Source organism: Vibrio sp. Vb1554, from assembly GCF_033344235.1.
Genome location: NZ_JAWPOJ010000236.1, coordinates 1 through 1,288 on the forward strand (window position 1 = coordinate 1; position 1,288 = coordinate 1,288).

The following is a 1,288-nucleotide window of genomic DNA, read 5'->3' on the forward strand; positions in this document are numbered from 1 at the left end:
CGGCAGCTCATCCAAAAAACGACTTTGAGTCGGCTTGATCAACTCACCAAACTGGCGACGCTCTTTACACATGGTAAACGTCAGCTCTCGCTGTGCGCGGGTGATACCTACGTACATCAAGCGTCGCTCTTCTTCGACGTTATCTTCATCAATACTGGTTTGATGCGGCAATATGCCCTCTTCCGAACCAATCAAATAAACGTAAGGAAACTCTAGACCTTTTGATGCGTGTAATGTCATCAATTGAACGGCATCGCTGTCTTCGTCTTCTTCGCCGCGTTCCATCATGTCACGCAAGGTCAAACGTTGAACCACTTCTTTCAGCGTTTTCTCTTCTTGGTCGTAATTGTCACCTTCTAAGTCAGCCACAATCCAAGAGTAGAGATCCGAAACGTTCTTCATGCGCATTTCAGCGGCTTTCGGGCTGGCTGAGGTTTCGTACAGCCAATCTTCGTAATGAATGTCACGAACCAAGGAACGAACAGCTTCTACTGTGTTACCTCGCTCAGCTTGATCGGCAATCGCCACCAACCATTGTGTAAAGCGACGCAGATTTTCGAGACCACGCCCCGATAGGTGTTGTTCTAATCCCATTTCAAAGCTTGCTTCAAATAGGCTTTTGCCGCGCATATTGGCGTAACTGCCCAATTTTTCTAACGTTACCGGGCCAATTTCGCGTCGCGGCGTGTTCACAATGCGCAGAAATGCGTTGTCATCGTCCGGGTTCACCAACACTCGAAGATACGCCATGATGTCTTTGATTTCGGCACGCGCGAAAAACGATGTACCGCCAGACAGTTTGTACGGTACGCGGTTTTGCATCAGTGATTTTTCAATCAAGCGCGATTGATGGTTACCGCGATACAAAATCGCATAATCTCGATATTCCGTGCGATTTAAGAACTTGTGCGCAATCAACTCACCCGTGACCCGTTCTGCTTCGTGCTCTTCGTTCTTGGCTAGCAACACTTTCAGTTTTTCGCCGTCAGGAATCTCTGAGAACAGTGATTTTTCATACACGTGCGGGTTGTTGGCAATCAAAATGTTTGCAGCACGAAGAATTCGACTGGTCGAGCGATAGTTCTGCTCCAGCTTGATCAGACGCAGATTCGGGTAATCTTGCCCGAGCAGCACCAAGTTTTGCGGTTTGGCACCACGCCACGAATAAATCGATTGGTCATCATCACCCACGACGGTCAAGCGACCTCGCTCACCCACAATCAATTTGACCAGTTCATACTGACTGGTGTTGGTATCTTGGTATTCATCAACCAATAGATAGCGGATG

Annotated in this window: 1 protein-coding gene; it reads right to left on the reverse strand. The window is 48.1% G+C overall.

Annotated elements, in window-relative coordinates:
* The coding region (locus R8N28_RS25260) for a 3'-5' exonuclease (RefSeq protein ID WP_318183668.1) at positions 1–1,288 on the reverse strand (1,288 nt) is incomplete at both ends.